Here is a 636-nt window from a genome sequence, read left to right on the forward strand (position 1 = left end):
ATCGGGAAGACAGGATTCGAACCTGCGACACCTTGGTCCCAAACCAAGTACTCTACCAAGCTGAGCTACTTCCCGTTATCACTAAAAATAAAGCTCCCCTAATGAAGCATTAAGCGAGTCATGCACCCTAGAGGATTCGAACCTCTAACCGCCTGATTCGTAGTCAGGTACTCTATCCAGTTGAGCTAAGGGTGCTTCCTATAATACGGCCATGCCGAGGACCGGAATCGAACCGGTACGATGTTGCCATCGCAGGATTTTAAGTCCTGTGCGTCTGCCTGTTCCGCCACCCCGGCCTCTCAAAGCGAACGACGGGATTCGAACCCGCGACCCCCACCTTGGCAAGGTGGTGTTCTACCACTGAACTACGTTCGCAACCTATTCAGTTAATGCCGGCTACATGACTTGAACACGCGACCCTCTGATTACAAATCAGATGCTCTACCAACTGAGCTAAGCCGGCTTACTATTATTCTTATGCGGGTTAAGGGACTTGAACCCCCACGCCCGAAAGCGCCAGATCCTAAATCTGGTGCGTCTGCCAATTCCGCCAAACCCGCATATGACTCGTGCTGGGCTCGAACCAGCGACCCATTGATTAAAAGTCAATTGCTCTACCAACTGAGCTAACGAGTC

At 51.4% G+C, this 636-nt stretch carries 7 tRNA genes; all 7 read right to left on the minus strand.

The features are described from left to right. Position 1: 1 nt before the first annotated feature. The 7 genes from ACVC7T_RS10920 to ACVC7T_RS10950 all read right to left on the minus strand — a co-directional run bounded on the left by ACVC7T_RS10920 (position 2) and on the right by ACVC7T_RS10950 (position 636). A tRNA-Pro gene (locus ACVC7T_RS10920) sits at positions 2-75 on the minus strand. 46 nt (positions 76-121) lie between these two features. Further along, positions 122-195: transfer RNA gene (locus ACVC7T_RS10925), tRNA-Arg, on the minus strand. Positions 196-212: 17 nt separating this feature from the next. Further along, positions 213-296 (minus strand) — tRNA-Leu (locus tag ACVC7T_RS10930). A 7-nt stretch (positions 297-303) separates the two neighbouring features. Continuing rightward, a tRNA-Gly gene (locus ACVC7T_RS10935) sits at positions 304-375 on the minus strand. Between the two features lie 15 nt (positions 376-390). Next, positions 391-463: transfer RNA gene (locus tag ACVC7T_RS10940), tRNA-Thr, on the minus strand. Between the two features lie 15 nt (positions 464-478). Further along, positions 479-560: transfer RNA gene (locus ACVC7T_RS10945), tRNA-Leu, on the minus strand. 3 nt (positions 561-563) lie between these two features. Beyond that, positions 564-636, minus strand: a tRNA-Lys gene (locus tag ACVC7T_RS10950).

Source organism: Streptococcus sp. P25B114 (genome assembly GCF_053010325.1).